This is a genomic window from Schlesneria sp. (assembly GCF_036405755.1).
Taxonomy (GTDB): Bacteria; Planctomycetota; Planctomycetia; order Planctomycetales; family Planctomycetaceae; genus Schlesneria; species Schlesneria sphaerica.
On sequence record NZ_DASWWZ010000046.1, the window covers coordinates 1 to 5,753 of the forward strand.

The window sequence follows — 5,753 nt, forward strand, 5'->3', positions numbered from 1 at the left end:
GTCGAATTGACATCGTTCTATATGTTATCCTGTTGCAACGGTGTAGTGTACTGCATTGATTGCGTTCGTTCCCGTTCTTTTCTCGGTTCGTACCTGGTTCTGTACTTTTAAGAGGTTACGCACATGAAGCTACGTCGTAAAGGTTTTACACTGATCGAGCTCCTGGTCGTTATTGCGATCATCGCCGTCTTGATCGCTCTGTTGCTGCCTGCGGTTCAGCAGGCACGCGAAGCGGCTCGCCGGACACAATGTAAGAACAATTTGAAGCAGCTGGGATTGGCTCTCCATTCGTATCACGACACGTTCAGTACGTTGCCTCCTGGCGCGATTCAGGTGTTTGAAACCACGGCACGCAATGAAGCGACCTGGGTCTCGATGATTCTGCCATATATCGATCAGGCCCCCCTTTATAATCGCGCTGATTTTAATTCATGTTTCGGTTGTGTTGCTGGGGTCGGCAATCCTCCGAACGAGATTGTTTCAGTCTCGCTCCCCGGTATGACCTGTCCTTCTGATCCCAACTCAGGCAAGATGGCTTTCAACGCCTATCGCCGTGGAAACTACGTTGCTAACAGCGGAATTGGTGCATTGCGTAGCGTCACCAATCCCGATGATCCATCACGCCTCTTTCCCGGTCCGTTCACAATGAACAGCAAGCGAAGCTTCCGTGACTTCATCGACGGAACCAGTAACACCGCGCTGGTTTCGGAACTGCTGAACTCGACAGGCGACGATTTCCGAGGTGTGATGCACTATCCGGAAGGGGCTCTCTACCAGCACGATCGCAATCCCAACACGACGATTCCCGATGAGTCGCGTGCCGCGTTCTGCGTAAACGGTCTGCGATACCCCTGTATCGGAACGTCGTCCAGCTATGCCGACCGTGCATTGATTTACTCGTCTCGCAGCCAGCACATTGGTGGTGCTCACGTCACCATGGCCGACGGTGCCGTTCGATTCATCAGTGAGAACCTCAGCCTGGTGATCTGGCAGGCGATCGGAACACACAAAGGCAACGAAACGATTGGCGAGTTCTAGTCCAAGTGTTTCCGGGATTCAGCCGAGAGTCATCGTGTCGACTCTCGGCGAATATTTTGTGATCGCTCTTTCATCGGTTTTGAAAATGAAATTTCAGTTTCAGCGAAAGGCTCGAGTCGCCCTGGCTCTCGTCGCATTCGTGTCGACGACTTGGATGTACGGATGCGGAAAGTCTGGCCCGCCACGATACGAGATCTCCGGAACCGTTACCGTTGATGGAATTGCGGTTCCTTCAGGAACGATCGGTTTCTTTCCCGACGGTATTGAAGGGCCCGCTGCGGGTGGCCAGATCGCAGATGGCTTCTACAAAATAAAGGCCTCACAAGGTCCCACGTCGGGAAGTCACAAGGTTGAGATTCGAGGTTTCCGTGAATCTGGTAAGCCGGTGACCACGGGGATCGGTGGAACCACAGTTGGTCCTTCCGCAGTCTCCTCGGCGCAAAAAGTTGAAATGTACGTCCCCGATAAGTTCAATTCCAAGACGACGTTGAAGTATGAAGTTGAGCCTACGAAGAATGAGATGAACTTCGATTTGAAGACGCACTGATCGCTGCGGAGTTCGACTTCCGCAGGTGAGTTCTCGCTCTGCGGATCGTTGGACGTTAAGTCTGTGACTGTGACAGGCTGTGGGATTCGCTGGTTGAATCCCACAGCTTTTTTCGTTGTTATCACCATCGCGAGAAGTTCTGTGTCGGGGCGACGAAGTGCGATGTCGTTGGTATAAAATATGAATGTGAAGTGAATGTCGTAAACGATGAATGATGATGCGGGAGCAGTTGTTCGCGGCAGTTGAAGTCCTGCCGACTCCTCTTCTGCAGGTGCGTTCGCTGATCAGTGTTGGGGATGTCATGTCAGTATCCCTCCGAAATCACCGAGAGCGAGTGTGTTGGCGGCGGAGGTGTCATCGCATTCGCCGGTTGAACGATAGTCACAAGATATTCGCCCAGGATCGGCAGCCTCGTGCCCTGGTCTACGGTTCTTTAATGGCGGGGTTCATTCTGAGCGGGCTTGCATCCGCGGTCCGGGTGCCGCTTGATGGGGTCACTGTTTCCTGGGGGCACTTTCCAGAATCAATGCACCGTCCGGTGCGGTTTCTTGAATCCCTCTTGATCGCATAAGTGCAGCTTTTGTCAGGATGTCCATGCCCGGTGTATCTCTCATTCCGGGAAAGTCTGAAGACCAGAGCGACTTGGAGCGAAGTGTGGCTCGGGTGGCGATGCGAGCAAATGCGAGTGTGCTCATATCGAGGTGCTGCAGCGAACAGCTTGGCGAAACAGCAGCTGATCAAGCTGACGTTACCGCCCAGCAGAACCATCGCGAAGCTCTCGTTGTCGGGCAGTGACGTCTGCATTGCCTCGGGGCGGGGTGCGGTCCGTCGCCTTCTTTTTTTCGGGTGAGGTCGCTTTGAACTCGACCGGTTTTCATTGGAGGGGACCACCGTGGCGTTTCCGGAGAACATTTGGCGCATTTAGGCCAGCAAACCAGCCGGATTCGTCGCTTCGCGGGTGAGTCAAAGGCGATCCGCAGCAGCATTTGGCAGGGGCCGTCGACCTAAGCTTGGTTAGAAACCTGAAACGGCGTTCTATGGCCGTTTTGACTTGAGCTCGTCTGCGCGAAGCGTGAGGAAGGGCTCGAGCGTCCCACTCGCGCGCTCACTGATTCCGGTAGAATAAACCTGAAGTTTCCGCGTTTCAGGTCGCTTTCTGCTGCCATGAGAGGGTCAATTGCGCGGTCTCGAAGCGGCGATCACCTGAATTGAGACACAAATCGGGGGTTGGACAGGGTTTTGATGATGATTCGATCAAATCTGCTGCGGCCGAGCATCATTCATGGTCGCCCGTTGTTGGTGGTCTTAGAGAGTATTATGGTGGTCTTAGAGAGTATTAATAGCAATCAGAATGTGGCTTAGTGAAAGGGGGATCGTCTCAAAAGGAGATAATCGCGGCGGCCTGGTCGCGACATCTGTCTCATCGGTGTACGACAAAGGAGAGAGACGTCTTGTGACCTTGTCCGATTTCCCGGTAGGGGCGCAGAATATCCCCGTGTACGAGCGGAATGGTTTCAGGCCGACAAGAAGTAGCTCAGCGGTTTTATGGTCGCGAGCTTGGATTCGGCAGAGATCACTCCAGGGATCAGGAGCCACCCGCGTCCGTGCAAGGTGTTGTGTTCCTGTCATTGCGCCGATCCAGTCCGGCGCAGTCCCGAGCGTTACGCGAGTTTCGCGGAATACTTCAGTGCGAACGTACGCAGTTTGCCCAGTGCGATCCCTTCGATTTGACGCACGCGTTCTTTGCAGATACCCAGTTCACTCGAAAGTTCCATCAGGGTCCGGGGTTCCGCTTCGTTCTTGAGCCCGAAGCGACCTTCGATCACGCGGAGTTCTCTCTCGGTCAGGTGGTCTGACAGCACCAGCAACATGTGATTAATCAGCTGGGTCTCGTTCGGGGCATCGAAGTCGACTTCGCGGTGGTCAACGGCACTCGTCAAGACTTCAGGGTCCGTCACGGTAAATCGTGTCCGATCCTTCTGTCGGCGACCAATCTTACGGAAAAAGCTCCGTCGAATGGCGTGCGTAGCGTAGGTGCTGAAACGAAAACCTCGCTGGTAGTCGAATTTCTCTACCGCTTCCATCAGGGCGAGTGTTCCGTCGCTCACCAGGTCTTCGAAGCTGTAGCTGGTAGTGCAGTACTTACCGGCATTTGCGACAACCAGCCGCATGTTGGCGCGGATGAGGTGGTCTCGTGTCTGTTGAGCTTCCGCGAGGAGCCGCTCGATCTCAGCAACCGTTCGTGCGTCAGGGTTCGACTGATCCAGTGTCGACTGTAGACGCTGGGCCGAGAACTTCAGGAAGTTCATACGGCGAAATTCATGCTGTTCTTCGGCGAACGACAGCAGTGATTCACCCAAGGCCGGTGCAAGGCATTTGAGGCTTTCGTCTGATGCCGCGTCCTTGCGTACGACGCTTCCATTCAGGGGAACGGCTTCCAGGACGTTCAGTCGAGCCTTAGCGACTAGCATTGGCTCGAATTCCGTGCTGGGGATGAATTCGATCTGCATCTTCAGGATGCGATCAGACTTCGTTACCGGCCTTGCTGGCTCGACAACAGAGTCGTGCACTTCTTGTTTTGCAATCACGATTCACGCCTTACAAAAAATAAAAAACGGTCAAATCATTCATCGATCCGACCGCCGAATCTTAAGTTTTGGAAAAAACGTTGACAACCCCCCGCGCTTCGAGCCGCTCGGGGGACGAACCCGAGAATAATGCAGCACTTCGGGGGGATTACCCGGAAAAGGCGTGTCAATTGTGAGCGTTGCGTTTACATCAGGGGTGATGAGGAGGGTGGAGCAAATCGTTCAAATCGTGATATTCGCCTTGACATCCCTAGGGTGTAGCGGGTGTTTAAATTGTCTGACTGATTTGGCACATTTGCAAAATCGGGCGAAGTCGTCCAAAAGGTGCCTCACATCGATTTTAACTGTTGTGACGAAAATTTTATGAAAAATTAGAAGAATTTGGAAAATTGTTTTCCTCGGGTGGCATCCGACCTGAACACGACATGGCTGAGCGGCATGTTTCCCTATCCATCAAGTCCTGCCGGCATCGCCCCCCCCACTCCCATTCCCACCCAGCGTCATTCTCAATGGAAATGCTGTTAGCAGGGGTATAAATGCAAAACGCGGAGCGATTGCTCGCTCCGCGTTCTGGTTCATATCGATTGGCAGTCAGTTGCGTCCGGATCAGGAGGCGACTGTGCTCTTTTCGGCTGACTTGGCTTCTTCACCACTGGCAGCTCGTTCGACAACCTGGAGGTTGGGGACCGAGATGTTGGTGATCTTCACGCGGGTGTATTTCTGGCGATGGCCAGTGTGTCGCCGGGAAGCGTTACGGCGGTGGAAGGTCTGAATTTCGAGTTTCAGGCCTTTCAGTTCTGCGGTAACGACTTCTGCGGTGACCGAAGCACCGGAGATGACAGGCTGTCCAACGACGCTGGCTCCGCCGCCATTGGCTAGCAGAACCTTGTCAAACGTAATTGTTTGCCCATCTTCCACATCGCTTCGGTAATCAACGGCGAGGACATCGCCCGTCTGGACGCGAAATTGGCGACTTCCGTCTTCAAAAACTGCGAACATAGCATCCGACCTTGAAAGCTTTCTTCCCCGTGTCGGGGCAAACAATTGACGTACCAACTCTGGCGACCCAGAGGGGGAGGGAAAGAATACCGGTTTAGCTCTTCGATTTCGAGTCTGACTGGGTCAAAATTCTCACTTCCGTCCCGGTCGCATTGGAACAGTGGAACTTAAGGTGCTCAGGGCCGACCCCTGTTTTGGCATCAACGGTGATCGAAACGTCGTATGTCTCTTCGAGTTGCGTAATGTCTTTGCGTTTCCGGTTGTTCAGAAAGGCTGCGACGCGTTCGTGTGCTTCGACTGTCACTTTCGAAACATCGTCACGATTGGCGTGTGACATCAGTAATCTCATGACGTCGATTGCCATGCTTTCGGCCGTTTTGACCTGTGCTGTTCCCGAGCAGCAGGGGCAATCTTCATAGACAGAGCGGCGAAGCGATGGTCGAATTCGCTGTCGGGTCATCTCGATCAGGCCGAACGGGCTGATGTGCAGGATCTTGGTTCGGGCCCGGTCTCGCTTGACGGCGTTGTGCAGGGCTCGTTCGACCCCGCGTCGGTGTCGTTCTTCCCGCATATCGATAAAG

At 53.8% G+C, this 5,753-nt stretch carries 5 protein-coding genes; 2 read left to right on the forward strand and 3 right to left on the reverse strand.

Annotated elements, in window-relative coordinates:
- Positions 1 to 123: 123 nt before the first annotated feature.
- Together VGE80_RS01570 and VGE80_RS01575 are read left to right on the forward strand one after the other, a co-directional pair.
- Positions 124 to 1,038 (forward strand): DUF1559 family PulG-like putative transporter, encoded by a 915-nt coding sequence (locus tag VGE80_RS01570; RefSeq protein ID WP_397571732.1) that lies wholly within the window; start codon positions 124 to 126, stop codon positions 1,036 to 1,038.
- An 85-nt stretch (positions 1,039 to 1,123) separates the two neighbouring features.
- The gene (locus tag VGE80_RS01575) at positions 1,124 to 1,585 is read left to right on the forward strand and encodes a hypothetical protein (protein ID WP_397571731.1); all 462 of its coding nucleotides are present in this window, start codon (positions 1,124 to 1,126) and stop codon (positions 1,583 to 1,585) included.
- A gap of 1,661 nt (positions 1,586 to 3,246) precedes the next feature.
- Here VGE80_RS01575 and VGE80_RS01580 read toward each other — a convergent pair.
- From VGE80_RS01580 to VGE80_RS01590, 3 genes are all read right to left on the reverse strand, one after another.
- Positions 3,247 to 4,056 (reverse strand): sigma-70 family RNA polymerase sigma factor, encoded by an 810-nt coding sequence (locus VGE80_RS01580; RefSeq protein ID WP_440591426.1) that lies wholly within the window; start codon positions 4,054 to 4,056, stop codon positions 3,247 to 3,249.
- Positions 4,057 to 4,779: 723 nt separating this feature from the next.
- A complete protein-coding gene (rplU, locus tag VGE80_RS01585) occupies positions 4,780 to 5,172 on the reverse strand; it encodes a 50S ribosomal protein L21 (protein ID WP_397571729.1) in 393 nt (130 codons plus the stop codon).
- 94 nt (positions 5,173 to 5,266) lie between these two features.
- Positions 5,267 to 5,753 (reverse strand): ribonuclease E/G (locus tag VGE80_RS01590; RefSeq protein WP_440591427.1); only part of this gene is annotated, 487 nt, incomplete at its 5' end.

Bases quoted from the DNA above. Each gene is read 5' to 3' on its own strand.
- VGE80_RS01570 (WP_397571732.1), top strand. From the start codon at position 124: ATGAAGCTACGTCGTAAAGGTTTTACACTGATCGAGCTCCTGGTCGTT.
- VGE80_RS01575 (WP_397571731.1), top strand. From the start codon at position 1,124: ATGAAATTTCAGTTTCAGCGAAAGGCTCGAGTCGCCCTGGCTCTCGTC.
- VGE80_RS01580 (WP_440591426.1), bottom strand. From the start codon at position 4,056: ATGCTAGTCGCTAAGGCTCGACTGAACGTCCTGGAAGCCGTTCCCCTG.
- rplU (WP_397571729.1), bottom strand. From the start codon at position 5,172: ATGTTCGCAGTTTTTGAAGACGGAAGTCGCCAATTTCGCGTCCAGACG.